Origin of the sequence: Streptomyces sp. NPDC086777, assembly GCF_040702065.1 — a bacterium.
In the GTDB taxonomy this organism is placed as follows: Bacteria; Actinomycetota; Actinomycetes; order Streptomycetales; family Streptomycetaceae; genus Streptomyces.
In genome coordinates, this window is sequence record NZ_JBFBJI010000035.1 from 20,180 (window position 1) to 44,319 (window position 24,140).

24 protein-coding genes and 2 pseudogenes are annotated in these 24,140 nt (G+C 70.3%); 17 read left to right on the top strand and 9 right to left on the bottom strand.

Annotation, left to right across the window (positions count from 1 at the left end; translation table 11 throughout):
- Window positions 1-40: 40 nt before the first annotated feature.
- On the bottom strand, window positions 41-646 hold the full coding sequence (locus tag AB0472_RS35470) for a GPP34 family phosphoprotein (protein ID WP_366362757.1): 606 nt from the start codon (window positions 644-646) through the stop codon (window positions 41-43).
- A gap of 237 nt (window positions 647-883) precedes the next feature.
- Here AB0472_RS35470 and AB0472_RS35475 point away from each other — a divergent pair, with 237 nt between their 5' ends.
- Complete coding sequence (locus tag AB0472_RS35475; RefSeq protein ID WP_366362759.1) at window positions 884-1,765, top strand: PaaX family transcriptional regulator C-terminal domain-containing protein; 882 nt, start codon at window positions 884-886, stop codon at window positions 1,763-1,765.
- Here AB0472_RS35475 and AB0472_RS35480 read toward each other — a convergent pair.
- Window positions 1,755-2,168, bottom strand: coding sequence for a RidA family protein (locus AB0472_RS35480; protein WP_366362761.1), 414 nt, complete (start codon window positions 2,166-2,168; stop codon window positions 1,755-1,757). The two genes, AB0472_RS35475 and AB0472_RS35480, sit on opposite strands and share 11 nt — an antisense overlap.
- Before the next feature lie 140 nt (window positions 2,169-2,308).
- Here AB0472_RS35480 and AB0472_RS35485 point away from each other — a divergent pair, with 140 nt between their 5' ends.
- Genes AB0472_RS35485 through AB0472_RS35500 form a run of 4 tightly spaced genes read left to right on the top strand, consistent with a single transcriptional unit; the run spans window position 2,309 to window position 7,836 of the window.
- Window positions 2,309-2,791 (top strand): cupin domain-containing protein, encoded by a 483-nt coding sequence (locus tag AB0472_RS35485; protein ID WP_366362763.1) that lies wholly within the window; start codon window positions 2,309-2,311, stop codon window positions 2,789-2,791.
- Window positions 2,788-3,705, top strand: coding sequence for an acyl-CoA thioesterase domain-containing protein (locus AB0472_RS35490; RefSeq protein WP_366362765.1), 918 nt, complete (start codon window positions 2,788-2,790; stop codon window positions 3,703-3,705). The genes AB0472_RS35485 and AB0472_RS35490 overlap by 4 nt, the downstream gene beginning before the upstream one ends.
- A 46-nt stretch (window positions 3,706-3,751) precedes the next feature.
- Window positions 3,752-5,440 carry an AMP-binding protein gene (locus AB0472_RS35495; protein WP_366362767.1) on the top strand — a complete coding sequence of 563 codons (1,689 nt, stop codon included), beginning with the start codon at window positions 3,752-3,754 and terminating at the stop codon, window positions 5,438-5,440.
- 11 nt (window positions 5,441-5,451) lie between these two features.
- Window positions 5,452-7,836, top strand: coding sequence for a bifunctional salicylyl-CoA 5-hydroxylase/oxidoreductase (locus AB0472_RS35500; protein WP_366362769.1), 2,385 nt, complete (start codon window positions 5,452-5,454; stop codon window positions 7,834-7,836).
- A 2-nt stretch (window positions 7,837-7,838) separates the two neighbouring features.
- Here AB0472_RS35500 and AB0472_RS35505 read toward each other — a convergent pair whose 3' ends face one another.
- The 3 genes and pseudogenes from AB0472_RS35505 to AB0472_RS35515 all read right to left on the bottom strand — a co-directional run.
- On the bottom strand, window positions 7,839-8,270 hold the full coding sequence (locus tag AB0472_RS35505; protein ID WP_366362771.1) for an ATP-binding protein: 432 nt from the start codon (window positions 8,268-8,270) through the stop codon (window positions 7,839-7,841).
- On the bottom strand, window positions 8,216-8,362 hold the full coding sequence (locus AB0472_RS35510) for a hypothetical protein (protein WP_366362773.1): 147 nt from the start codon (window positions 8,360-8,362) through the stop codon (window positions 8,216-8,218). The genes AB0472_RS35505 and AB0472_RS35510 overlap by 55 nt, the downstream gene beginning before the upstream one ends.
- Window positions 8,359-8,490 (bottom strand): annotated as a pseudogene (locus AB0472_RS35515) (winged helix-turn-helix domain-containing protein); the annotation flags it as partial. The pseudogene AB0472_RS35515 and the gene AB0472_RS35510, both read right to left, overlap by 4 nt.
- Window positions 8,491-8,673: 183 nt before the next feature.
- Here AB0472_RS35515 and AB0472_RS35520 point away from each other — a divergent pair.
- The 5 genes from AB0472_RS35520 to AB0472_RS35540 all read left to right on the top strand — a co-directional run bounded on the left by AB0472_RS35520 (window position 8,674) and on the right by AB0472_RS35540 (window position 13,727).
- Complete coding sequence (locus AB0472_RS35520) at window positions 8,674-9,789, top strand: tyrosine-type recombinase/integrase (protein ID WP_366362775.1); 1,116 nt, start codon at window positions 8,674-8,676, stop codon at window positions 9,787-9,789.
- Window positions 9,786-11,027: a hypothetical protein gene (locus AB0472_RS35525; protein ID WP_366362777.1), complete on the top strand. Its 1,242-nt coding sequence runs from the start codon at window positions 9,786-9,788 to the stop codon at window positions 11,025-11,027. The genes AB0472_RS35520 and AB0472_RS35525 overlap by 4 nt, the downstream gene beginning before the upstream one ends.
- On the top strand, window positions 10,970-12,283 hold the full coding sequence (locus tag AB0472_RS35530) for a site-specific integrase (RefSeq protein ID WP_366362779.1): 1,314 nt from the start codon (window positions 10,970-10,972) through the stop codon (window positions 12,281-12,283). Before AB0472_RS35525 ends, AB0472_RS35530 begins: the two co-directional genes overlap by 58 nt.
- Window positions 12,280-12,768, top strand: coding sequence for a DUF6262 family protein (locus AB0472_RS35535; RefSeq protein WP_366362781.1), 489 nt, complete (start codon window positions 12,280-12,282; stop codon window positions 12,766-12,768). The genes AB0472_RS35530 and AB0472_RS35535 overlap by 4 nt, the downstream gene beginning before the upstream one ends.
- A gap of 629 nt (window positions 12,769-13,397) precedes the next feature.
- Entirely contained in the window at window positions 13,398-13,727 is a 330-nt protein-coding gene (locus AB0472_RS35540; RefSeq protein WP_366362863.1) for a transposase family protein, read from the top strand.
- Between the two features lie 179 nt (window positions 13,728-13,906).
- On the opposite strand, the gene AB0472_RS35545 is transcribed toward AB0472_RS35540, so the two are convergent.
- Entirely contained in the window at window positions 13,907-14,731 is an 825-nt protein-coding gene (locus tag AB0472_RS35545; protein WP_366362783.1) for an alpha/beta hydrolase, read from the bottom strand.
- Between the two features lie 464 nt (window positions 14,732-15,195).
- Between AB0472_RS35545 and AB0472_RS35550 the strand changes: the two genes are divergently transcribed.
- Complete coding sequence (locus tag AB0472_RS35550; RefSeq protein WP_366362785.1) at window positions 15,196-15,984, top strand: maleylpyruvate isomerase N-terminal domain-containing protein; 789 nt, start codon at window positions 15,196-15,198, stop codon at window positions 15,982-15,984.
- A 61-nt stretch (window positions 15,985-16,045) separates the two neighbouring features.
- Here AB0472_RS35550 and AB0472_RS35555 read toward each other — a convergent pair whose 3' ends face one another.
- The gene (locus tag AB0472_RS35555) at window positions 16,046-16,987 is read right to left on the bottom strand and encodes a helix-turn-helix domain-containing protein (RefSeq protein WP_366362787.1); all 942 of its coding nucleotides are present in this window, start codon (window positions 16,985-16,987) and stop codon (window positions 16,046-16,048) included.
- A 235-nt stretch (window positions 16,988-17,222) separates the two neighbouring features.
- Window positions 17,223-17,879: a TetR/AcrR family transcriptional regulator gene (locus AB0472_RS35560; protein WP_366362789.1), complete on the bottom strand. Its 657-nt coding sequence runs from the start codon at window positions 17,877-17,879 to the stop codon at window positions 17,223-17,225.
- A gap of 111 nt (window positions 17,880-17,990) precedes the next feature.
- Here AB0472_RS35560 and AB0472_RS35565 point away from each other — a divergent pair, with 111 nt between their 5' ends.
- From AB0472_RS35565 to AB0472_RS35585, 5 genes are all read left to right on the top strand, one after another.
- Window positions 17,991-19,412 (top strand): MFS transporter, encoded by a 1,422-nt coding sequence (locus AB0472_RS35565; protein WP_366362791.1) that lies wholly within the window; start codon window positions 17,991-17,993, stop codon window positions 19,410-19,412.
- A gap of 152 nt (window positions 19,413-19,564) precedes the next feature.
- A complete protein-coding gene (locus tag AB0472_RS35570; protein ID WP_366362793.1) occupies window positions 19,565-20,443 on the top strand; it encodes an NmrA family NAD(P)-binding protein in 879 nt (292 codons plus the stop codon).
- A 15-nt stretch (window positions 20,444-20,458) separates the two neighbouring features.
- A complete protein-coding gene (locus AB0472_RS35575; protein ID WP_366362795.1) occupies window positions 20,459-21,289 on the top strand; it encodes an oxidoreductase in 831 nt (276 codons plus the stop codon).
- Window positions 21,290-21,354: 65 nt separating this feature from the next.
- Window positions 21,355-22,197, top strand: a complete 843-nt coding sequence (locus AB0472_RS35580; protein ID WP_366362797.1) for an alpha/beta hydrolase — start codon at window positions 21,355-21,357, stop codon at window positions 22,195-22,197.
- 81 nt (window positions 22,198-22,278) lie between these two features.
- A complete protein-coding gene (locus tag AB0472_RS35585; RefSeq protein ID WP_366362867.1) occupies window positions 22,279-22,572 on the top strand; it encodes a hypothetical protein in 294 nt (97 codons plus the stop codon).
- 329 nt (window positions 22,573-22,901) lie between these two features.
- Here AB0472_RS35585 and AB0472_RS35590 read toward each other — a convergent pair.
- A pseudogene (locus AB0472_RS35590) lies at window positions 22,902-23,189 on the bottom strand (response regulator); the annotation flags it as partial.
- A gap of 395 nt (window positions 23,190-23,584) precedes the next feature.
- On the opposite strand from AB0472_RS35590, the gene AB0472_RS35595 reads away from it, so the two are divergent.
- Window positions 23,585-24,109 (top strand): transglycosylase SLT domain-containing protein, encoded by a 525-nt coding sequence (locus AB0472_RS35595; RefSeq protein WP_366362799.1) that lies wholly within the window; start codon window positions 23,585-23,587, stop codon window positions 24,107-24,109.
- Window positions 24,110-24,140 lie beyond the last annotated feature (31 nt).

Consider the following 24,140-nt stretch of genomic DNA (forward strand, 5'->3'; position numbering starts at 1 on the left):
GTCGCGGGGTCCGCTCGGAGCCCAGCCCGCCGTACCACGGTCACAGGCCGCGCCAGACATTGTCGAACGCCGCGTCCTCGATCTCCCTGCGCTGGCGTACCGCGGCCAGTTCCGTCACGGCGTCGTCCACGGCGGCCACCACCGTCACGATCGCGTCGGAGACCGAACTCGCGAGGTCCTTGGCCGCCTCGTCCCGGATCCCCACCGCGGCCGCCAGGGCGGCGAGCACGGGCTCGCCCGACGCCCAGCGCTCGTGCGCCCGCGCACGCTCGGGCGAGTCCGCTGCCTCGGTCCGCCCGGTCGGCAGCGGCAGCCAGCGCCGCCGCTGCTGGGCGACGGTCCCGTCCGCCTCCAGGGCGTCCAGGTAGGCAGCGCCCAGGCCGCGTCCCCGGCGCCACAGCCAGTCCTCGACGGACTCGTACGGCGCCTCCCGCCGCAGCGCCGCCACCGCCTCGCCGAGGAGCCGGTCGGCCGTCACACCCGTCGGTGCGGGCACGACGAGCTCGTCGTCGAGCGTGACCGCCCCGGCGTCGACGAGGTCGACCAGTTCGGCTCCCGCGAGCGCCAGCGACAGGTCACCCTGCTCGACGGGCCGCGCGGCGGCGTCGTAGACGGCGACCAGGAACAGGTCCCGGGGTGTGGTCATGACGGACTCCCCAACAGAGACGGCGAAGGCACCAGAGGCATCTGAACCACTGGAGGTACCAGGAGCACTAGAGGTACCAGAGGTATCGAGAGGTGTCAGGGACAACGGCGGCGCCACGGCATTCGATGCCCGGTCGGACGCCGCCGCGGCGGTGATCCGCGGCGCCGCCGCGGCTCCCGCACGCGCGGTAGGCTGCTGCGCGATCAGAAGGGTGACTCCGGCCGGAGGCGGGTGGACATGACAGCGCACGCGGAGCCGTCGTCCGCCGTCGGCGCGGGCGGCCGGGACAGCCGGCTGGGCCCGCTGATCATCACGCTCTTCGCGTTGTACGCGCGCGGCGGCCACAACTGGCTCTCCGTCGCCTCCGTGATACGCCTGATGGCCGACCTCGGTGTGGAGGGACAGGCCGTACGCTCCGCGGTCTCCCGGCTGAAGCGGCGCGGAGTGCTGCGCGGGGAGCGCCACGAGGGTGCCGCCGGGTACGCCGTCTCCGACCGCACGCTGGAGGTGCTGGAGGACGGTGACGTGCGGATCTTCGAGCGGAACCGGGCCGCGGCCGGCGACGGCTGGCTCGTCGTCGTGTTCTCCGTGCCGGAGTCCGAGCGCGACAAGCGGCACGCCCTGCGCACCGCCCTGACCCGCCTCGGCTTCGGCACCGCGGCCCCCGGCGTGTGGGTGGCGCCCGGCATCCTGGCCGACGAGACCCGCCGCACGCTGCAGCGCCTCGGGCTGACGCCGTACGTGGACATCTTCACCGGCGAGCACTTCGCCTTCGGTGACCTGTCGGCGAAGGTCCGCGAGTGGTGGGACCTCGACGAACTCGCCGCGCTGTACGCGGACTTCCTGGAGCGGTACCGGCCGGTGCGCGAGCGCGCGGCGGCCGGCGCGGTCCCGGCGCGGGAGGCGTTCGGGATCTACCTGCCGATGCTCACCGAGTGGCGCAGGCTCCCGTACCGCGACCCCGGACTGCCGCTTTCCCTGCTGCCACCGGGCTGGATGGGCGAAACCGCCGGCGCGCTCTTCGAGGAACTGGACCGGACCCTGCGGGAGCCCGCCCGCGCCCACGCCCTGGCGGTCATACCCGCCGGACAGCACAACCGGCCCCGGCCTACGGCCTGACCAGCCGGTCCTCCGGGATCACCGCCACGCCGAGGATCTCGATCATCGCCTCCGGCTGCCACAGCGCGGTGCAGCCGATGCCCGCCATCGCCGGGTACACCGGTCCCGCCAGCTCCCGCCACACCTTGCCGATCTCCTTGCCGTGGGCCTGGTAGTCCGGGATGTCGGTGAGGTAGATCGTCACGCTCACCAGGTCTTCCGGCTCGCCCCCGGCCGCCCGCAGCGTGGTCAGCACATTGCCGAACGCCTGACGGAACTGCTCGACGATCCCACCCGGAACGATCCTCATGCCGGCGTCCAGCGCGGTCTGACCGCCCAGGTACAGCGTGTTCCCGGCGAGGGTTCCGTGCGAGTAGCCGCTCGGGGCGGGCAGGTCGGGCGGGTTCACGGCGACGGGAGTCATCGGGCCTCCGGTTCGGTGGTGTCCGGCGCCGGCCGCACGGCCGGTCGTATTGACAATAAATGACGACCGTGAAAGATACGAGATAGAGCGCGCGGTCCGGTTCCGGACCCCGGCGAGCCCACGGAGACGGAGTCGATTCCATGGAGCCTGACCTCGGCAAGTACCGGCTCGAGGGCGACAACACGATGTACCGGCTGCCCAGCGGCATCGTCGCCCCGGTCGTCACCCGGGCCGGCCAGGAGGACGTCAACACCGCCGACTCGGGCGGCGCCCTCCGCGTGTCGGGCGTCAGTGCCCGGCACACCCCGGCGCGCCGCCTGTGGTACGGCAAGGTCAGCAACGAACCCGGCTACCGCTCGGTCTCCCACCACCACGGCGAGGCCGAGACCGGCGGTTACGTCCTGTCCGGGCGGGCCCGGATCTACTTCGGCGAGAAGTTCGAGGACTACCTCGACATGGAGGAGGGCGACTGGGTCTTCGTCCCGCCGTTCATGCCGCACGTCGAGTGCAACCTGTCCCGGACCCGGCCGCTGGTGTGGATGACCACCCGGACCCCGGAGAACATCGTGGTCAACCTGCCCGACGTGGCCGACACCGACCTGCGCGACTGGCTGAACCGATGACGGCCGCCCCGGCCGGCGACGCCGCCCCGACCTCCGCGATCGTCACGGCGGCCCTCACCCTCAAGCCCGCCCCGCCCGAGCACTTCGACCTCGCCTTCACCGCCACCACCCAGCCCTGTCCCTGGCCCAAGGCCTACGGCGGCGACCTCGTCGCCCAGGCCGCCGCCGCGGCGATGCGCTCGGTGACCGACGGCAAGACGCTGCACTCCATGCACAGCTACTTCCTGCGCCCGGCCGACATCGGCGCCGAGATCCGCTACGAGGTCGAGGTGCTGCGCGACGGCCGCGGCTACAGCACCCGCCAGGTCCGCGGCTACCAGAACGGCAAGGTCCTGTACGTCTGCCTCGCCAACTTCGCGGCGGGGGAGCCCGGTTCGTCCTTCCACGCCGACCTCGCCGCGGACGTTCCCGACCCCGAGTCCCTGCCGAGTGCGGCGGAGTACCTCGCCGAGCGCACCGGCGGCACCATGACCGACGGGTCCAAGGCCTACTGGAGCGGCGGCCGCGGCTTCGACATGCGCCACGTGCCCGGCCCCGTCTACCTCACCGTCGACGGCGCACGACTGCCCCACCAGGCCGTCTGGGTACGGCCGTTCGACCCGCTCCGCCCCGTCGAGGGACTCGGCGACGCCCAGCGCGACCTCGCCGCCCTCGCCTACGTCTGCGACTACACCGTCCTCGAACCCGTCCTGCGCGTCCTCGGTCTGGCCTGGGCCGACCCCGGCCTGGTCACCGCCAGCCTCGACCACGCCATGTGGTTCCACCGCCCCGCACCGGCCGGCGACTGGCTGCTCTACGCCCAGGAGGCGGTGGCCGCCGACGCCGGCCGCGGACTGGGCAGCGGCCGCTTCTTCACCCGCGACCACCGCCACCTGGCCACCGTGGTCCAGGAGGGCATGATCCGCCCCGCCTGAGCCGCCCGCCGTACACCACCGGCGGGCTCCCGGAAGGAACCCCGCGTTGGCTCTTCCGCTCTCACCCACCTCGCACCTGGACACCTTCGCAAGGGACCACCTGCCGCCCGCCGAACAGTGGCCCACCATCGAGTTCACCACCCCCGAACTCGCCTACCCGCAACGCCTCAACGCGGCCGGCGAACTCATCGACGCGGCCGTCGAGCGGTACGGCCCCGGCCGCCCCGCCCTGCGCACCCCGGCCGGGGAGCTGTGGACGTACGGCGAACTGCGCACCCGTGCCAACCAGGTGGCCCGGGTACTGACCGCGGACCTGGGCCTGGTGCCGGGCGGCCGCGTCCTGCTGCGGGCGCCCAACACCCCCTGGACGGTGGCCTGCTGGCTCGGCGTCCTGAAGGCGGGCGGGGTGGTGGTCACCACGATGGCCGCGCTGCGCGCCCGCGAGATCGTCCCGATCGCCGACCGCACCCGGCCGGTGCTCGCCCTCGTGGACCACCGCTTCACCGACGAGGTCCGCACCGCACTGCCCGGCCTGACGGTGGTCGAGTACGGCGGGGGCGGCGACGGCGACCTGGTGGCGCGGTGCGCCGCGAAGTCCGGCGAGTTCACGAACGTCGACACCGCCGCCGACGACGTGGCCCTCCTCGGCCCGACCTCGGGCAGCACCGGCGTCCCGAAGATCACCATGCACTTCCACCGGGACATCCTGTCCATCGACAACACCTTCGGACGGCACGTCCTGCGGCTGCGGCCGGACGACCTGGTCGCCTGCACCGCGCCGTTCGCCTTCACCTTCGGCCTCGGCATGCTCGTCGTCTTCCCGCTGCGGGCCGGCGCCTGCGCCCTCCTCACGGAGACCGCGACCCCGCCCCAGCTCGCCGACCTCGTCGAGGAACACGGCGTCACCGTCCTCGCCACCGCGCCCACCGCCTACAAGGCGATCGTGCGCGAGGGCAGAGAGGGCAGGCTCAGCCGACTGCGCACCGGCGTCTCGGCCGGTGAGCACATACCCCTCGGCACCTGGCAGGAGCTGCGCGACCGCATCGGGCTGAAGGTCATCGACGGCATCGGCGCGACCGAACTGCTGCACATCTTCATCTCGGCCGCCGACGACGACATCAGGCCCGGCGCCACCGGCCGCCCGGTGCCCGGCTACCGGGCCGCCATCCTCGGTCTCGACGGCGAAGAACTCGGCCCGGGGCAGCCGGGGCGGCTCGCCGTCATCGGCCCGGTGGGCTGCCGCTATCTGGACGACAAGCGGCAGCAGGACTACGTCGTGGGCGGCTGGAACGTCACCGGCGACATCTTCCACCGCGACGAGGACGGCTACTTCCACTACCACGCCCGCAGCGACAACATGATCGTCTCCTCCGGCTACAACATCGGCGGACCCGAGGTGGAAGCGGCCGTCGACACCCACCCGGACGTCGTCGAGTCGGCGGTGGTGGCCCGGCCCGACCCGGAGCGCGGCTCGGTGGTGTGCGCCTTCGTCGTGCTGCGCGAGGGCGTCACCGGGGACGCGGCGAAGGCCAGGGAGATCCAGGACCATGTCAAGCAGGTCCTGGCGCCCTACAAGTACCCGCGGGACGTGCGCTTCCGCGACACCCTGCCGCGCAACACCAGCGGCAAGCTCCAGCGGTTCGCTCTCCGGCGGATCATCGAGCAGGAGCAGGCCGCCGAACCCGGACCGGCCGCCGGACAGCGGCAGGCCGCCGAGCCGGTCGCCGAGCAGTGAGAGGAACTCCGGTGAAAATCGCGATCATCGGCGGTGGCCCGGGCGGGCTCTACCTCGCGGCATTGACGAAGCAGCTGGACCCCGCCCACGAGATCACCGTGTGGGAGCGCAACGCCCCCGACGACACCTTCGGCTTCGGCGTGGTCTTCTCCGACGAGACGCTCGGCGGCATCGAGAACGCCGACACCGTCTTCGCCGAGGCCATGGCCCGCCGCTTCGCCCGCTGGACGGACATCGACATCCACTACCGGGGCGAGAGCCACACCGTCGGCGGCCAGGGCTTCGCCGCGATGAGCCGCAAGGAGCTCCTGCGCCTCCTCCAGGAGCGCTGCCGCGACCTCGGCGTCGCCCTGCGCTTTTGCACCCCCGCGCCCGACGCCGCCGAACTGCGCGCCTCGCACGACCTCGTCGTCGGCGCGGACGGCGTCAACTCCGGTGTGCGCACGGCCCACGCGGACGCCTTCGGCCCCTCCCTGGACCGCCGGCACAGCAAGTACATGTGGCTGGGCACGGACCGGGTCTTCGAGGCCTTCCAGTTCTTCGTCAAGGAGACGGAGTGGGGGGTGATGCAGGTGCACGGCTACCCCTACTCCGACGCCGGCTCCACGTTCATCGTGGAGATGCACGAGGACGTCTGGCGCCGGGCGGGCTTCGACGCGGCCGAGGACACGGTGTTCGCGCCGGGCGCCTCCGACGAACAGTCGGTCGCCCGGGTCCGTGAGCTGTTCGCCGCCGAACTCGACGGGCACCGGGTGTTCGCGAACAACTCCAGGTGGCTGAACTTCACGACCGTGCGCAACGAGCGGTGGCACCACGGCAACCTGGTCCTGATCGGCGACGCGGCCCACACCGCCCACTTCTCCATCGGCTCCGGCACCAAACTGGCCATGGAGGACGCCCTGGCCCTCGCCGCCTGCCTGCACGAACACCCGGACACGGACAGCGCGTTGAGCGCCTACGAGAGCGAGCGGCGGCCGGTGGTGGAGTCCACCCAGCGGGCCGCGCAGGCCTCGCTGGAGTGGTTCGAGAACATCGGCATGTACGCCCGCCAGGAACCCACCCAGTTCTGCTTCAACCTCCTCACCCGCTCCCGCCGCATCACCTACGACAACCTGCGCACCCGCGACGCCGGGTTCGCCGACCGCGTCGACACCGCCTTCGCCACGGCACAGGGCCTGAGCGGCCGGGCCCCCGCCATGTTCCGGCCGTTCCGGCTCGGCCGACTGGAGCTGAAGAACCGCGTGATCGTCTCCCCGATGGACATGTACTGCGCCGTCGACGGGGTCCCGGGCGACTTCCACCTCGTCCACCTCGGCTCGAAGGCCATGGGCGGGGCCGGCCTGGTGATGACCGAGATGGTCTGCGTCTCGCCCGAGGGCCGGATCACCCCCGGCTGCACCGGCCTGTGGAACGACGTACAGCGCGACTCCTGGAGCCGGGTCGTGGACTTCGTGCACACGAACAGCACCGCCCGCATCGGACTCCAGCTCGGGCACTCGGGCCGCAAGGGCTCGACCCGCCTGATGTGGGAGGGCATGGACGAACCGCTCCCGGACGGCAACTGGGAGACCGTCGGCCCCTCCCCGCTGTCCTACGGCCCCGGCTCACCCGCACCCCGCGAACTCGGCCGCGCCGACCTGGACCGGATCAGGGACGAGTTCACGGCGGCGGCCCGGCGTGGCGCGGACGCCGGCTTCGACCTCCTCGAACTCCACTGCGCCCACGGCTACCTGCTCTCCTCGTTCCTCTCGCCGGTCGCCAACCACCGCACGGACGGGTTCGGCGGTCCGCTGGAGAACCGGCTGCGTTTCCCGCTGGAGGTCTTCGACGCCGTCCGCGCCGCCTGGCCCGCCGACCGCCCGGTGATCGTGCGGATCTCGGCCACCGACTGGATGCCGGACGGCAACACCGAGCACGACGCCGTCGAGATCGCGCGCGCCTTCGTCGCCCACGGCGCCGACGCCATCGACGTCTCCACCGGCCAGGTCGCCAAGGACGAGAAGCCCGCCTACGGCCGCTCCTACCAGACCCCCTTCGCCGACCGCATCCGGCACGAGGTCGCCGCCGCCACCGGAGCGGCCGTCATCGCCGTCGGTGCCATCGCCTCCTACGACGACGTCAACTCGATCCTCCTCGCCGGCCGTGCCGACCTGTGCGCCCTCGGCCGTACCCACCTGTACGACCCGCACTGGACCCTGCACGCGGCCGCCGAGCAGGAGTACGCGGGCGCGGCCGCCGAGTGGCCCGTGCAGTTCCGGGCCGGCCGCCGCAAGCCGCCCACCGCGCGCACCGACGCCGTGCGCCCCAGGCTGTCGCTGCTGCGGGCCGGGGAGGCAGGGGAGAGCGTCCACCTGCGGTGGAAGCCCGCGGGCGAGGGACTGCCGGCGGTGCGCTGAGGTCAGGCGGTGCCCGTGGCACGGCTCCTCGCCGCGGCGAGCGGCAGGGTGATGGTGAACCGGGTGTCGCCGGGCGCGCTGTCCACCTCGACTCGGCCGCCGTGGGCCTGGGCGATCGAGGCCGCGATCGCCAGTCCGAGACCGGCACCGCCCGCGGTGCCGCGGGCGCGGGCTCGGGAGGCGTCACCGCGGGTGAAGCGGTCGAAGAGGGTCGGCAGGGGGCGGGCCGGGACGCCCGGTCCGTCGTCGTGCACGTGGATCGCGCAGTGCCCGTCGGCCGCCTGCACCGTGACGGTGACCCGCGTCCCGGCGGGGGTGTTCGACCGGGCGTTCGCCACCAGGTTGGCCACGACCTCATACAGCCGGGACGGGCCGCCGGTCACCGTGGCGGGCGCGTCGGGACGAGCACGGTGGCCACCGCCATCGCCGTGCACACGGCGGCCGGGGTGAGGGAGTGGACGAGGACCGTCCGGACCCGCAGCGAACGCCCGCGCAGCCGGGTGAGGGCCCGCCCGGCGGCCGTCATCCCTCGTCGTCCGCCGGCCTGATGACGTACCCGGCGCCCCGCACGGTGTGGATCATCGGCCGGCGCTCCTTGTCGATCTTCGCGCGCAGGCCGCAGACGTACACCTCCACCAGGTTCCCGCCGCCGAACGAGCTTTCTCTGGGGGTTTCAGGACCGTGGTGTGACGTCGTACGGCACCTCCTCGTTGAGGTCGTAGGACGGGTTCTCCGGGGGTGTGGCTCTGCGGTGGATCGTTGCGATCGACTCGTGGACTAGGGGTACAAGTGCGTGCATTTCCTGTACGGATGCCTTCGGGCCTTCGGTACTGGACCGTGGTGGATGACGATCTTGAGGTCGTCGAGGACGCTGATCGCTTCCTGCTCGAGATTCGACTGGCGCGAGGGCGGGCGGAGCTGACGACGAAGGCGTACGCCGAGGGTCTTGTCCTGTTCTTGCGCTGGTGTGTGAGGACGGGCCGGGACTGGCGGACGGCGGCTCGCGAGATGGGGCTGTTCATCCTCTGGCTGAGGTGGACGCCCGGCAACGGCGGGCAGCGTCAGGTCGTGGTGCCCGGGCCCGGGAGCAAGCCGGTCCGCGGGGACACCCGGATCAACAAAGTGCTCTCCGCCGTGCGGATGTTCCTGGTCTACGCGGTCATCAACAAGGCCGTGCCGCCTTCGGTGTTGGAGCAGATCTACGAACTGAGCGACGACCACGACCTGCCCTTGGCGGCCCGCGGTGAGAGCAGTGTGATGCGCCACCGCCTTCGAGCCCACCATCGGCTTCAGGAACCCGAGACCGAGGTCGACCGAGCCAGCGATGAAGAGGTCATTGCGATGTTCCTCGCGTGCCGCTCGGCGCGCGACCGGCTGATCATGCTCCTGCTTTCCCGAGTCGGACTTCGTCCAGGCCAGGTCGCCGGCCTTCGTCGCCGTGATCCTCACCTGCTGACGGACTCGCGGTCACTGGGCTGCCACGTCGAAGGCGCCCACGTGCATGTCGTCCGGCGCCAGAACGAGAACAACGCGTGGTCGAAGTCGAAGAAGTCGTGGGTGATGCCGGTGGACTTCCTGGTCGTGCAGGCATTCGACCAGTACGCGCTGGAACGGGACGAGCTTCTGGGGTCCGACGGCAGCGACTTTCTGCTCGTCAACCTCTTCCGCCGCCCTCTGGGCGCGCCGGTCTCTGCGGACGCTATCGGGGAGCTGTGCGAGTCGTTGTCTCGGCGGGCGGGACTGGGTCGCAGGGTGGGGCCGCGGATGTGCCGCCACGCGATGGCCAGCAACGTCGTCGACGCCGGCGGCAAGTTGGACGAGGTGCAGATGCTTCTTGGGCACAAGCATCCCGAATCCGCTCGCCCCTACTTGCACCCGGCGGCATCACGGCTGCGTGTGGCAGTCAACTGCGTTCCCTCGCCGCGAGAGCCGGGCGGGGAGGGCACCCGATGACGGTTACCGCTGCTCCGCTCCGGCCCACGGAGCGCCTGGAGGAGGACGAGGACGACGGCAGGACCGCGGAATTGCGGGCCGCGGTCGATCAGCAAATTCTGGACCTGCTGGGCTGGTCGGACGAGGTCGGGATGCTGTTCTTCCCCTATGACCACCACCTCCTGGGCATGCCGAAGTGCAGGGTGAAGGGCTGCTCGCAGGCCAGTGTCGCCCGGCAACTCTGCGAGGGGTGCCGGCTTCGATGGAGACAGGCAGGCAGGCCCGCCGTGGACGAGTACGTGGAGACGGCTCGCCCCGGGACGCGTCGGACCGGAGTGGCGGACTGCTCGGTGAAGGGATGCCCCCGGCCGTTCCGGTCATGGAGAAATCCGGTCTGCTCGACCCACTTCGCCCAGCTCACCCGGCTTCAGGTCACGTTGGAGGAATTCCTCGTACGCGACGACGTTGTCCCCCTGCCGGCCTTCGGGAACTGCGAAGTCGTGGCCTGCCACCGCAAGCGAGACGGCAGATCCCCGTACTGCCATGGCCATCGTGTCCGCTGGTCCTGGGCCGTCAAACGCGGACTGAGCACACACAACGAAGCGCGGTGGCGACGAACTGCCGCGCCTGTCTCTGCAAACAACGAAGTCAGCCTGCGCGGACTGACTGCACAGGTGGTCGCGGAAATCCTCTACGGCATCCAGGCCCGTACCCGAGAGGGGCTGCACACGACGCAGCCAGTGCTGCGGACGCTCACCAACCGGCTGCGCGAGCTCGAACTACCCTCGCTGACCGCAGTGGAGCTGGACCAGGTATCCCGCGGCGAACGGGGCTTCTGCAGCAGCCTGATCACCCACGTCGGCCGCTTCGGGCTCACCCCGGAGGGCGAACGGGCCAAGGACGTGTGGAACGGCGCCATCTTCGGTCATGCCGGTCATCTGCACTTCACCGGGATCCACCAGCCATGGCTCCGCAGTGCCGCAAAAGAATGGGCGTTCTTCTCCCTGCCTCAGCGCCGCGGCAAGGCCATCGCCACGTGCCAGGAAGTCGTCAGCGCTTTCGCGCTCCTCTCCGAGAGCCTGCAACTGCAGCGCGACGACTGCGGCAACGACATCCGTGCCGTGTGCCGCAGGGACATCACCGCCTTCGCCAACCGGCTGAGCCACCTGCGTCAAACGGCCTCATCTCGGAGCGCAGAACAGTGGTCATCAGCCGCTACGTACGCGGCAATCGGGCCCGGATGCGGTCCCTGGGGCTGACCCGGCCCGGCGAGCCGCTGCACAGCCTGCCGGACGACTTCGCCCTCCTGGCCGAGGACATCCCCGACGACCCCGAGGACACCGAAGCAGGCAAAGACCTCCCGTCCGAGGTCATGCGGCAAATCTGCGAGCGCCTACCCTCTCTCGCCGGCACGAAGCGGAACGGCAACGAGAACCTGGTGGCCACAGAGCTGCTGATCGACACCGGCAGGCGGCCCACGGAGATCTGCCAACTGCGGTGGGATTGTCTCCAGCAGGACACCACTGGCCAGAACGTCCTGATTTACGACAACTACAAGTCCGGCCGCAAAGGACGGCGACTGCCGATCTCCCAGGCCACCGCGGGAGTGATCACCAGGCAGCAGGAGCTGATCCGCACCGACTTCCCCCGGACTCCCACCGCTGAGCTGATGCTCCTGCCGACACGGGTAGGCAACCCCCACGGCCGCAAGCCGATCGGGGCCGGCTGGCTGTCCGGCCGCCACCGCGAATGGATCCAGTCGCTGGCCGAGTTCCTGGTCCCCACCCGCGTCGAGATGAACGGGCAGCAGATCACCGAGATGCTGCCCTTCGATAAATCCAAGATCTTCCCCTACGCCTACCGGCACACCTACTGCCAGCGGCACGCTGACCAGGGCATCCAGCCCGACGTCCTTCAAAGTCTGATGGACCATCGCCAACTCGCCACTACTCAGCGTTACTACCGGGTCAGTGAGCAGCGCAAACGCGAGGCCGTCGACCGCGTCTCGGCGATGCAGTTCGACCGCCACGGCAACCGCATCTGGCGGCAGGCCAAGGAACTGCTGGACGACGAGTACGCCCGCCGCGCCGTCGGCGAAGTCCAGGCACCCTACGGCGTCTGCGTCGAGCCGTCCAATGTCGCGGCCGGCGGACACGCCTGCCCTGTCCGATTCCGCTGCGTCGGCTGCGACCATTTCCGCACTGACGCCTCCTACCTCCCCGATCTGGAGGCATATCTCGCCGACCTGCTGCGAAACCGGGAACGCCTGGCCGCGTTCACCTCCGCCGACGACTGGGCAAAAGTGGAAGCCGCACCCTCCGATGAGGAGATCATCAGGGTCCGTCGTCTCGTCCGGCGTGTCCGAGAGGATCTCGACGCCCTCACCGACGAGGACCGTGCGCAGATCAGGGAAGCCACCATCGTCCTGCGCCGCAGCCGACGGCGAATCATCGGCCTCGGGATGCCCCGCGTCGGACCGCCCATGCCCGACTTCCTTCCTGGAAGAACAGCATGACGAACATGAGTGACGGCAGGCGGGCCGACTCGGTCCGCCGCCGTGAGCGCGTCCTCAAAGCCCTGGACACAATGCTGCGAAGCGACGCCGACATCACCGTTTCGGCTCTCGCCCGCGCCGCGCGAGTAGACCGCACGTTCCTCTATAGGCACTGCGACCTCCTCCGACGCGTCCACGCGGCCGCGGCCGCCTCTCCACAGGAAGGACGGATCGCAGCTGTCAGCCGGGCCTCCCTCCAGACCGACCTGGCCAACGCGCTGGAACGGAACAAATGCCTTGCCACGCAGGTCCGGCAGTTGGAGAAGCGCCTCTCCGAGGCCCTCGGCGAGGCTGCCTGGGCCGAGTCGGGCCTGGGGCGCCAGCCGACACCGACCAACTTCAGCGACGCATCACCATGCTGGAACAGAACCTCGCCGACATCCAAGGTCAGCTCGATGAACGTGACGATGAACTGGAGGCTGCCCGAGCGGCCAACCGAGAACTGACTCGCGCCTTAAACCAGCGCGAGTGACCTCCAACGCCTGTGGGAGGAAGCAGGACAGCGCCCGGTGCAGGGGCCGGACACTGTCAGCGATGAAGTGTGACCGCTGGTCAGAAGGTGTGCGGCCAGGTGTCGAAGACGGTGATGTCCTCCGGCCGCTGATGAGGATCTCTGAATTCGGCCGTGGGCATTCGTTGCCCCACTCGCTCCGGCGTTCAACGGAGTGGGGAGTTGCAGCGAGCGTCGCGCGCGTTGCCGACTGGAGACGACCGCTCGCGGAGTGTGCGGGCCATGCCGGCCGGTCAAAGGCGCCTGCGGCGGCGCTGCGCTGGGCTTCGCCCACCCTGGACAGTCCGTCCCGTCCCTGGACCCAAGGCGGCGTCGTTCAGTCGGTGTGTCCGGGTTGATGGGGCTTCAGGAGTTGGGGCAGAAACGCGAGATCGTCGCCGGTGGCTGACGCGGAGGCAGGGGGGGGGCTGTCGGTGATCATGAGGTGTCGAGTCCCTGATCACCACGACGGAAGACCGTGCCTGCCCGTTCATCCGTGCTCGTCCCGGGCCTCTGGGCCAACTCACCGACGCCGCGCTGCCCATCCCAGACGACTTCTCCGGCCTGTTGAACTGCCTGGCTCAGGTGCCTAATAACCGGCGGGACCAGGGCCGAAGCCATCCGCTCGCCTTCGTCTTGTCCCTGGCAGCGTGCGCGGTGCTGGCCGGAGCGAAGTCCTTGGCCGCGATCGCGGAGCGGGCTGCCGACGCCCCGCCACACGTACTGTCCCGCTCGGTGGCCCATGCCGGAAGCCGGAGCGCAGCCCCGTCGCCCCGGCCGAGGCCACCGTGGGCCGTATGGTTCACCACGTCAGGGACATCGCGTATGCCGAGGACGCCTCTCGCGTACGCACCGGCACCGCTCCACGTGCCATGGCATCCCTGTGCAACCTGGCCGTCGGCGCTCTCCGACTGACCGACCGGACGAACATCGCCGCTCGGCTCCGCCACCACATCCGCGACGCCAGCCGTCCACTGATCGCTCTCGGCATCTTGTGATCAACCGGGACACGTCCCCCGAACAACTGAACAACGCAGCCCTGCGGGCCGAGCAGACGTGTGCCACCGCGCACTCGCTGGGGCCGACCACGAGGGTCAGGAGCGGATGAATTCCAGCAGATCCGCGTTGATCGTTGCCGCCTCGGTCGTCGGCATGCCGTGCGGGAAGCCCGGGTAGACCTTCAGCTCGCCGTTGGGCAGCAGCTTGGACGACAGCAGCGCCGAGTCGTCGATGGCCACGATCTGGTCGTCGTCGCCGTGCATGACCAGGACCGGCACCGTGATCTTCGTGAGGTCGTCGGTGAAGTCGGTCTGGGAGAACGCCACGATGCCGTCATAGTGGGCCTTGGCGCCGCCCATCATGCCCTGTCGCCACCAGTTGTCGACGATCGCCTCGTCGAACTCGCGTCCCGGACGGTTGAACCCGTAGAACGGGCCGGCCGCCAGCGCGCGGTAGAACACCGAGCGGTTCGCCGCCAGCTGCGCCTGCAGGTCGTCGAAGACCGCCTTGGGCAGTCCGCCGGGGTTGGCGTCGGTCTGGACCATCAGCGGCGGAACGGCTGCGATCAACGCGGCCTTGGCCGCCCGGTCCTGGCCGTGTCGGGCCAAGTAGTGTGCGACCTCGCCACCGCCGGTGGAGTGGCCGACGAACACGGCGTCGCGCAGGTCGAGACGGTCGACCACCGCGGCCAGGTCGTCGGCGTAGTGGTCCATGTCGTGCCCGCTGTCGGTCTGGGTGGAGCGGCCGTGGCCGCGGCGGTCGGCGGCGACCACGCGGAATCCCTGGTTGAGGAAGAACAGCAGCTGAGGGTCCCAGTCGTCCGACGAGAGCGGCCAACCGTGGCAGAAGACGATGGGCTGGCCGGAGCCCCAGTCCTTGTAGTGGATGTCGAGGCCGTCGGAGGTGGTGATGGAGGGCATGCCCGCTTCTCCCTGTCCGTTCGCAGCGATGACATGACAGACGCCGTCGATCCGCTCTGTCTTTGAGTGCGCTCGCGCGGTTCGCCGCATTGCGGTTCACCGCGACAAGCGCTTTCGAACACCTTGTCAGTCCCGTACGGCTCGGAGGGAACCAGCGCCACCCGCTGTGCACAGCACGCACAACGGGGTTCACTTCTCGCACAGTGCGCTGCGCGTGCCGGCACCTAGCATGTGATCCGCGTGGAACACCGCAGTGACCGTCGGCCTCGAAAACCCGTCTGGGCACTCGGTGTTGTGCCCCATCTGGATGTGGCGACCTCGCAGCCGTCCACGCCACGAGGAGTGCGGGGTGTACGAGACGGCAGCTCACATGTCGACGAACCGCTGCAGATCGGGATTCTCTACCGGTGCGCGCTGCGCTCCGGCCCCACCAAGGAGTGATGACCCTCATGACTGTTGCGGGTATGAAAGGCTTTCGCCTGGCGACGCAGGATCTGCTCCTCGTCGCCGGCACTCTCGACGACGCCGACTGGAACCGGCCCAGCGGTGCCGAGGGCTGGAGTGTCAAGGACGTGTTCTCGCACGCTGGACAGCTCATCTCGCTGCTGGTGTCTGCCGTACAGGGGACGTTGCGGTATCCGGATCCGCCGCTCGGGATCGAGCGGCTCAACGAGGTGCTGGTCGGAGCCGCCAGGGAGCAGACGCCCGCTGAGATCGTCGACTTCCTCCGAGTCCAGTCGGAGCTTGCCTTCCCCGTGTTCGACAGCCTCCAGGACGAGCCGCTGGCATCGTCCACCGCGCAGTTGCTCGACCTCGGCGTATACGAGCTGCACGCCATCCCGGACATGTTCTCCTTCGACTTCGCGACCCACCTGCACTTCGACCTGCTCGGTCCCCGCGGGCCACTGGACGCCGATGTGCCGCCCATGGACGAGGACCGGATGGAGCCCTCCGTCCACTGGCTGCTGGGCGGCATCCCGAAGATGCAGCGCGACCTCCACCGCTCGCTCCTCGCGCCGTTGGCACTCGTTCTGACGGGCCCGGCGTCGACCCGTGTCGTCCTTCACCGCGTCGGGGACACGATCCTCGTCGAGGACCCCGCCACCGCACCCGCCCCGGCGGCTCAGGTGACGTCGTCCACGTTCGATTTCCTCGCCTGGTCGACCACCCGTATCCCCTGGCGTGAGGGGACCGAGGTGACCGGCGATACCTCTGTCGCCGCCGCTTTCCTCGACGAGCTGAACCTGATCTGACGCCTGGGCTCCGGCTTTGCGGTGTCGCGCACGACGGCCCGTGGGTCCGCTGACGGTCCGTTCAGCGCTCTCGCCATTCGCTGGGGGACATGCCGTATTCGGCTCGGAATGCGCGACTGAAGCTGGACAGGTCGGAGAAACCGTGGCGTCGTGCGACAGCACCGACGGCCACGGCGGCGTCGTCGGCGAGTGCCTGCCTGCACGCTTCGAGGCGGCGGGTGCGGATCCAGTCCGCGAGACTGATGCCGCTTGCGGCAAGCACCTTGTACAGATAGCGCACCGAGATGTGGTGCGCGGCTGCGATCTGCTCGGCGGACAGGCCGGGGTCGTGGAGGTGCCGGCGGGCGTATTCAAGGATGCGCATCTGCAGGGTGGCGGCCATGGGCTCGGCCGCTAACTCGTCGGCCCGCAGATGGGTCGCGATCACGGCGCGAATGAGTTCGATGCTCGGGTGACCGACGAGGTCGGCGTTGACCGCGGTGGTCAGGGCGGGATCGGCGGCCAGTCGGCGCAGATAGTCGTGGGTCAGCGAGGTCACCGGGTGCCCAGGGCCCAGCTTGACCGCGCACGCCGCGCGGATCATGTCGTGCGGCATCGCCAGCGCCGAATGCGGTATTCGGAAGAAGTTGCCGGTCATGCCGGTGTCGTTCAGCAGTGTGTAGGGGGACGTGGAGTCGTACATGACCAGTTCGCCGGGCCGGAGCACCGCTTCCCGGTCGCGTTGGACGACCATGCTCGCCCCGGAGAGCTGCACGTTGATGAAAATGCTCGGTTCCATCGAGTCACGGGCCAAGGCGGTAGTGCGCTCCACCCGCAGGGCGGTGGTACGCCCCGCGCAGACGGTCAGGTCGCCCAGGTCCGTGACGACGCCATGCGCGGCCACCGACCGTCGGTGCCCGGGCCAGTGCAGTTCGATCGGCACCATCGTCGCGCAGAGCGCCTCGTGGACGAACTCGGCACGATCACGCTCTTCGACCTCATCGGTGTTCAGAATGACGGGCATCACGCCGGCCTTTCGACCCTCACGCCGGAAACGTACAGGAACTGACCAGGGACGGCGCCGAACTCCCGCCTCTTCACCGGCCGTTGTGACTGACCGGGGCACCCAGGCTGAGCCGGCCCGACGCCCGGCTCTCGATGGCAGGTCCGGCCGCTCAGGATCCCGGGACGAGCAGCCGTCGTGGATGAGCACCGCCCCGAGACGGCGCCATAGCAGACCGGCCCGGACCTGCCAGGAGTCACCGGCCACCGGCTGGGCCGTCGTCCGGTCCGCGCTGCACGGCGAACGACTCGATGTAGGCCAGCGCTCCGTACAGCGCGTCACGCAGAGGCGTGGAGTCGCCGGCCGCCTGGTCCAGCAGTGCGCCGCCCTGGAACGCGGCGGCGAGCAGGTGGGCGAGTGCGGCCGGGTCGGCCTCCGGGCGCAGTTCGCCGCGCTCACGCATCTTGCTCAGGCCGCGCGCGAACAGCGCCTGCCACCGCTCGAAGCCGTCGGCCACCGCGTCCCGGTGGGAGGGTTCGGTCTTGACGACCTCGGCGGCCAGGGAGCCGAACGTGCAGCCGCCGCGCACCATGTCCTGCGAGGCGATGTAGGAGTCGGCCCACCGGTACAGGGCGGCGAAGCTGTCCAGTTCGCCCAGCTCGGGCGCCTGGTGGCGGGCGACGATGGTGTCGGCCTGCCAGGCGAGCACCGCGCGGACCAGGGCCTCTTTGGTGGGGAAGTGGCGCGTCAGCTGCGAGCCGCTGACCCCGGCGGCCTCCCGGATCTGCTCGTTGTTGGTGTTCTGAGCGCCGTGTTCGTAGATCAGCTCGGCGGCCGCCCTGACGATGCGTTCGCGCGTGGCCAGGCCCTTGGCGGTCAGCTTGCGACCCGGCGCTTCGCTGGTGGTGGTCATGGCCACAACCATACCGCAAAAAAGGGCTTGACAACCCTTTCTGTGAGGTGTTCTCTGGGGGCAGGTCAAAAAAGGGCTTCCAAGCCCATTCTGCTGAGGGAGGCGGACGGGATGTCCACACAGGTGGCACCGCAAGCGGTCGCGACGACCGAGCACAACGCCCCGGCCCCGGCCGTCGCCGAGTCCGGTCATCCGCGCCGCTGGAGCATCATGGCGGTGCTGGGTGCCGTCGCCTTCATGGCGCAGCTCGACTTCTTCGTCGTCAACGTCGCCCTCGACGGAATCGGGCGTTCGTTCCCGGGCGCGGGCGTCGCGAGTGTGTCGTGGGTGCTGTCGGCCTACGCGATCGTCTTCGCGGCCGCGCTGGTGCCCGCGGGCCGGATCGCGGACCAGTGGGGGCGGCGGAAGATGCTGCTGTCCGGAGTGGCGCTGTTCACCCTCACCTCGGCAGTAGCGGCTGCCGCACCGAGTCTCGGGGTGCTGGTCGCGGCCCGCGCTCTCCAGGCCGTGGGCGCGGCGATGATCGTGCCGACCTCGCTCGGCCTGCTTTATCCGAGCTTTCCCAGGCGCCAGCACACTCTGGTGGTCGGCCTGTGGGCGGGTGTGGGTGCGATCGCGGCATCGGCGGGCCCGCCCGTCGGCGGTCTGCTCGTCACCCTCGACTGGCGGTGGATCTTCCTGATCAACGTTCCCGTCGGCATCGCCACCCTCGTCGCCGGTGCGCTGCTGCTGCCCGAGGTGCGCCAGCCCAGGGGTGCCGCCCTGCCGGATGCGGTCTCCGCCCTCGCACTGCTGCTGGCCGTGAGCCTGCTGGTGCTCGCCACCGTCCAGGGACCCGGGTGGGGCTGGACGGACATCCGCACCCTGGCCCTGTTCGCCGCAGCCACCCTGGCCGCCGCCGCGACCGTCGAACGCACGCTACGCGCCAAGGCGCCCGTGATCGAGAGGCAGCTGTTCGCCGGCAGGCCGTTCACCGCCGCCAGCGTGGCCCTGTTCCTGTTCTCCGCCGGCTTCGCGATCGTCCTGCTCAGCACCGCCCTGTTCATGCAGGAGGTCTGGCACTTCAGCCCGCTGCGCGCAGGTGTCTCCATCGTCCCGGCGCCCCTGGCCTCGATCGCCTTCGCGATGAACGCCGGACCCCTCCAGCGCCGCTTCGGACGCACCGCCCCCGCCGTGACCGGCACGCTGGCCATGGCACTCGCCGCCGGCTACTGGCTCGCGGCCGTGCACACCACCCCCGACTACTGGGGCGGCATGTTCCCGGGCCTGATCCTGGTCGGCCTGGCCGGCGGTCTGGCCCAGGCACCGCTGTTCGCCGCCGCCGGCACCCTGGCACCCGAACGCGCCACCACCGGCAGCGCCGTACTCAACATGAGCCGGCAGATCGGCAGCGCCGTGGGCGTCGCCCTGCTCGTCGCCCTCACCCCCCAGGCCACCACCACCGGGTTCGACCACGCCTGGGCCGTCCAGGCCGGCACCGGACTCGCCGCGGCTGCCGCGCTGCTCGCCCTCCGGCCCCGCCGCACGCCCTGACCACGGGGCCGCGGCCACTCGGGCGGGCCCGCGATCACAGCCTCCTGCAAGACGGGCATCGCACCACGTCACTCATCTTCTGCGACACCCACGCGAAGGTCTGACGCTGGAGTTCCCGCCAGCTCCCCTCTCAAGAAACGGAGATCACCATCATGGAACGCAACCTCCTCGTGATCGGGGCCACCGGCAAGACCGGCGGTCACACCACCGAACTCCTGCTCCAGCGCGGGCACCGCGTCCGCGCGCTCGTCCGGGGCCTTGACGGGCGTGCCGAACGGCTCGCAGCCCTCGGCGCGGACGTCGTGGAAGGCGACGTCCTCGACCTGGACTCCCTGGCGGAGGCGACCAAGGGGATCGACGCCCTGTACTTCACCTATCCGATCCGCCCCGGCCTGATGGACGCCACCGCGAACGTGGCCCAGGCGGCGGAGGAGAACGGAGTCCAGGCGATCGTGAACATGTCGCAGATCTCCGCCCGCCGCGACACCGCCAGCAACGCGGCCCGCCAGCACTGGGTCGCAGAACGCGTCCTGGACCGCTTCCCGGTCCCGGTCACCCACATCCGTCCGACCTTCTTCGCGCAGTGGCTGATCGACACCTGGGCCGACGGCACCGGCGAACTACGCCTGCCGTTCGCCGACGGACGCCACGCCCCCATCGCCGAAAGCGACCAGGCCAAGGTGATCGCGGCCATCCTGGAGGACCCCGCCCCGCACGCCGGCCAGATCTACCCGCTGTACGGAGCCGAGGAGCTCAACCACTACGAGATCGCCGAGAAGATGTCGCACGCGCTGGACCGGAAGGTCACCTACGTGCCCATCGAACTCGACGAGTTCGCCGCCATCCTGCACGGCCGCGGCGCGCCGGACCACCTGATCCAGCACCTGCTCGCCGTGGCAGTCGACTACCGCAACGGCGTCTTCGCCGGCACCAACGACCTCGTGAAGACGATCGGCGGCAGCGACCCCCTCGACGTCGAGGGCTTCATCGCCCAGAACCGCGCGGCCTTCGACCTGCCCACCACCATCTGAACACCGGAGAAGACAATGAGTATCTGGTTCGTCACCGGCTCGTCCCGGGGCTTCGGCCTGGAGATCACCCGTGCCGCCCTCGCGGCCGGCCACCAGGTGGTCGCCACCGCCAGGAAGCCCGACACCGTCCGCGAGCAGTTCCCCGACGCCGGCGACGCGCTGCTCGCCGTGGCGCTGGACGTGACCGACCCGCAGAGCATCCAGGCGGCCGTCGACGCGGCCATCGAGCGGTTCGGACGGATCGACGTCCTGGTCAACAACGCCGGCACCGGACTGCTCGCCGCCGTCGAGGAGTCTGACGACGCCGCGGTCCGCGCGCTGTTCGAGACCAACGTGTTCGGCCCGCTCGCCGTGCAACGCGCCGTCCTGCCGGTACTGCGGCGTCAGCGCTCGGGCCACGTGATCAACATCAGCTCCATCGTGGGCTTCGCCACCGCGCCGGGCTGGGGCATCTACGCCTCCACGAAGTTCGCCGTCGAGGGCTTCACCGAGACCCTCCACACCGAACTGGCCCCCCTCGGCATCCACGTCACCCTCGTGGAACCGGGCTTCTTCCGCACCGACTTCCTCGACCCCGCCAGCCTGCACACCGGCCCCGACACCATCGACGACTACGCGCCCACCGTCGGCGCGATGCGCTCGGCCGCCGCGAGCCTCAACCACGCCCAGCCCGGCGACCCCGCCAAGGCCGCACAAGCCATCGTCGAGATGGCCGACACCCCCGAGCCGCCCCTGCGCCTCCCGCTCGGAGGCGACACCCTGCACGCCTTCGACGCCAAGCTGGACGCCTTCCGCAAGGACATGGACGCCTGGCGGCACGTGGCCCTCGCCACCGACCACGACTAGAACGCCACCTGTCGACTCTGCCACCCCCTTGACGGGCAACTCCCCTATACCAGAAGGAAAAATCAATGCCAAGCCACCTGTTCGACTCGGCCGAGACGCGGCACGTCGACACCCCGCACGGAGCGCTCGCCTACCGTGAGGTCGGGCCGGCCACCGCAGCGCCCCTGCTGCTCCTGACCCGCTTTCGCGGCACACTCGACCACTGGGACCCCGCCCTGCTCGACGTGCTCGCGGCCCACCGTCGCGTGATCGTCTTCGACAGCGCCGGTGTCGGATACTCCGGCGGAGAGCCGGCCGACACCGTTCGCGGCATGACCGAGGTCGCAGTGGCCTTCCTGGACGCCCTCGGACTGCAGAAGGTGGACCTGCTGGGCTGGTCCATGGGCGGTTTCGTCGCACTCGACCTGGCCCTTGAACACCCTGAGCGGGTCCGCAAGCTCGTCGTCGCGGGCAGCGGTCCCGGCGGCGTGCCGGGCAACCCGGGCCCGGACCCGAGGGTCCCCGAGCACGCCCTGCGTGAGAAGAACGACGACGAGGACTTCCTCTTCCTCTTCTACCCTGAGACCGAGACCGGCCGGAGCGCGGGACTGGACTCCCTGCGCCGCATCGACCGGCGCCTGGCCCACTCCGGGCAGGACGTGCCGGCGCCTGTGCGCGAAGCCCAGATGAACGCCATCGTCCGGTGGAACAGCGGCATCGACTCCGCCTGGAGCCGCCTCGACGACCTCGCGGTGCCGGCCCTGTTCGCCAACGGCGCCCACGACGCGATGGAACACGTGTACCAGACGTACGCCATGGCCCAGGCCGTCCCCAACTCCAAGACCGTCATCTACGGAGACGCCGGTCACGCGTTCCTCTTCCAGCACCCCGAGGACTTCGGCGGCGAAGTCCTGCGCTTCATCGAGTGACCCGGCCGGTACACAAGATCCCGTGCCCGTTCGCTTGCGGGGCCGCAGCAGAACGTGGCCCCGCAAGCTCAGCAGGCGTACGTGGATCGCGCGCCGGACGCCGGCGCCAAGCTGCACGTGATCCAGGCGGCACCGCCCGCACACTGCGACGCGGCACGCCACCTGGTGCACCAGGCCTTCGCGGCAGGCCTGGACCGGGTGTTCCTGCTGTCGGCGACGGCGGCGACGCTCGGCGGACTGATCGTCCTGATCCTGGTACGACCGCAGCCCCGGACAGCCACGGCACACGGCGACGGCGACGGCGCCCCGGCCGTACCCGCACCGGACCGTTCCCCGAGCCCGGCCGCCGCCGATCCTGGTGGGCACACGGCATGACGTGTTCGACCGAGGATCCTGCCGGGCCGCCCGCAGACACGGGCGGCCCGGCAGGATCCTGGTGTTACCACTACATGTGTTGCACCTGCTGGCGTCCACCAAACAGACGCTGAGCTGCGCAAGACCGGACGAGTCTGCCTCGCGCTACGGGTGCTGCCCCAGAGAAGCCATGGTTTCACACGTGGTCCAGGATCTGCCTCCCGCTGAGCACCCGGCGGGGGCGGTCCATCAGGAACCGCAACTGGTCGAACTCCTTCGCGATGAGCGGGATCGGGGAAGGGCCTGGTCACGTGGTCGTCGGCACCGGTGGTGAGCCCGTCGAGCGGGTGCTCCACCGTGTCCCGGGCGGTCGGCATCAGCACGGGCAGCCTGGCGTTCTCGTACCGCAGCCGGCGCGGCACCTGGATCTCGTCCAGGTCGGGAAGCATGCCGTCGAGCACGACGGCGTGCGGTCCAAGGACGCGGGCGGTGCGCAGTGCGCCGTACCCGTCGCGCGCCACGAACGGCTGCCGGCCCGCGGCGCCGACGGCGACCGAGAGCAGTTCGGTGAGCTCGGGCTCGTCGTCGACGATCAGCACCCGGATCGCGCCCGGCGCCGGTGTGGGGGTGACAGACATGGCCGGCTGCTCTCGCGACGGCCTGTACGCGACCTGTGGAGGGCGCCGAACTGGTGCCGAGGACCCCGCGAAAGGGCCCCGGACGCGTGACACCCCCCATAGGAGCCAGATCACATCCTATCGAGCATCGTAGGAACGGAACGTCCTGAACTGCCCAGAACGCACCTATAGCCGGTCATTTCGGTCATTGATTCCTAAGTCGGGTAGTACGTCACATCATTGCCAGCCGCTCCGGCGGCCGCTAACCATTGCTCTCGTCGCCGGGAGACGGGCGACGGGCCGAGCGGAACCCCCGCCGGACCCGCCCACTCCCGCCGGTAGTACGGGCTCCGCCCACCGCCGCCGCACACCGCGGCCGGCGCCGACGCCGTCCCCCACCGGAGAGTTGCTCACACATGACCACGATCAACCGCACCCGCATCGCCCGCCTGCGCACCCTCGGCCTGACCGGCCTGGTCACGACCGGTGCCGCGGCCGCCGCCCTCACCCTGATGCCGGCGAACGCACAGGCTGCCGAGATGACGCAGGCGCACACCAAGACCGCGGTCACGGCCATTTCCGGCGACAGCAGCCGCGCCACCGCCCAGAAGGGCGGCTACGCCAACAACCTCGACGGCTGGATCAAGCAGTCCCTGCAGATCATGAAGTCCAAGGGCATCCCGGGCAGCTACGACGGCCTCAAGCGCAACATCATGCGCGAGTCCGGCGGCAACCCGGGCGCGCAGAACAACTGGGACGTCAACGCCAAGAAGGGCACCCCCTCCAAGGGCCTGCTCCAGGTCATCGACCCCACCTTCAACGCCTACCACGTGTCCGGCACGGCCCGCAGCGTCACCGACCCGGTGGCCAACATCACCGCCGCCGCCAACTACGCCGCGCACCGCTACGGCTCCATCGACAACGTCAACTCCGCGTACTGACCCGGCCGTCGTGCCGTAGCAGGAACGCGTC

Coding starts and splice junctions, on each gene's coding strand:
- AB0472_RS35470 (WP_366362757.1), bottom strand. CDS start 646: ATGACCACACCCCGGGACCTGTTCCTGGTCGCCGTCTACGACGCCGCC.
- AB0472_RS35475 (WP_366362759.1), top strand. CDS start 884: ATGACAGCGCACGCGGAGCCGTCGTCCGCCGTCGGCGCGGGCGGCCGG.
- AB0472_RS35480 (WP_366362761.1), bottom strand. CDS start 2,168: ATGACTCCCGTCGCCGTGAACCCGCCCGACCTGCCCGCCCCGAGCGGC.
- AB0472_RS35485 (WP_366362763.1), top strand. CDS start 2,309: ATGGAGCCTGACCTCGGCAAGTACCGGCTCGAGGGCGACAACACGATG.
- AB0472_RS35490 (WP_366362765.1), top strand. CDS start 2,788: ATGACGGCCGCCCCGGCCGGCGACGCCGCCCCGACCTCCGCGATCGTC.
- AB0472_RS35510 (WP_366362773.1), bottom strand. CDS start 8,362: ATGACGGCCGCCGGGCGGGCCCTCACCCGGCTGCGCGGGCGTTCGCTG.
- AB0472_RS35525 (WP_366362777.1), top strand. CDS start 9,786: ATGACGGTTACCGCTGCTCCGCTCCGGCCCACGGAGCGCCTGGAGGAG.
- AB0472_RS35535 (WP_366362781.1), top strand. CDS start 12,280: ATGACGAACATGAGTGACGGCAGGCGGGCCGACTCGGTCCGCCGCCGT.
- AB0472_RS35545 (WP_366362783.1), bottom strand. CDS start 14,731: ATGCCCTCCATCACCACCTCCGACGGCCTCGACATCCACTACAAGGAC.
- AB0472_RS35550 (WP_366362785.1), top strand. CDS start 15,196: ATGAAAGGCTTTCGCCTGGCGACGCAGGATCTGCTCCTCGTCGCCGGC.
- AB0472_RS35555 (WP_366362787.1), bottom strand. CDS start 16,987: ATGCCCGTCATTCTGAACACCGATGAGGTCGAAGAGCGTGATCGTGCC.
- AB0472_RS35560 (WP_366362789.1), bottom strand. CDS start 17,879: ATGACCACCACCAGCGAAGCGCCGGGTCGCAAGCTGACCGCCAAGGGC.
- AB0472_RS35565 (WP_366362791.1), top strand. CDS start 17,991: ATGTCCACACAGGTGGCACCGCAAGCGGTCGCGACGACCGAGCACAAC.
- AB0472_RS35570 (WP_366362793.1), top strand. CDS start 19,565: ATGGAACGCAACCTCCTCGTGATCGGGGCCACCGGCAAGACCGGCGGT.
- AB0472_RS35575 (WP_366362795.1), top strand. CDS start 20,459: ATGAGTATCTGGTTCGTCACCGGCTCGTCCCGGGGCTTCGGCCTGGAG.
- AB0472_RS35580 (WP_366362797.1), top strand. CDS start 21,355: ATGCCAAGCCACCTGTTCGACTCGGCCGAGACGCGGCACGTCGACACC.
- AB0472_RS35595 (WP_366362799.1), top strand. CDS start 23,585: ATGACCACGATCAACCGCACCCGCATCGCCCGCCTGCGCACCCTCGGC.